Source organism: Crenobacter sp. CS_VA4 (assembly GCF_055597485.1).
Genome location: NZ_JBVMAE010000158.1, coordinates 1 through 253, shown reverse-complemented (window position 1 = coordinate 253; position 253 = coordinate 1). Strand labels below are relative to the sequence as shown.

Annotated in this window: 1 protein-coding gene; it reads right to left on the bottom strand. The window is 58.5% G+C overall.

Annotated features, from left to right (window positions below; all coding sequences use genetic code 11):
- Positions 1-234: hypothetical protein (locus tag ACZ2IA_RS23140; RefSeq protein ID WP_470294925.1), on the bottom strand; the 234-nt coding region annotated here is incomplete at its 3' end.
- Positions 235-253: the final 19 nt, after the last annotated feature.

The window sequence follows — 253 nt, the reverse complement described above, 5'->3', positions numbered from 1 at the left end:
CGCACCTACCCGCTCGTAGTCCGCTGACTGTGTCGTGTTACCGACATCAGCAACCGTTAGCCGCTCGAACTGTGCTTCGCCCTGCAACAGGATGTTGGAATACAGCATCTTGCCAAAGTGCAGGATGGCCGCCGGACCGTTGTCATAGTCTTCGGCATCGGAAAACGCGACACCCCCGGCGACACCCACCCAGTAGCGGTCATCGAATGGCGAACCAAAATTGGGTTCGGCCATGCTTTGAGCCGTGTCGTCC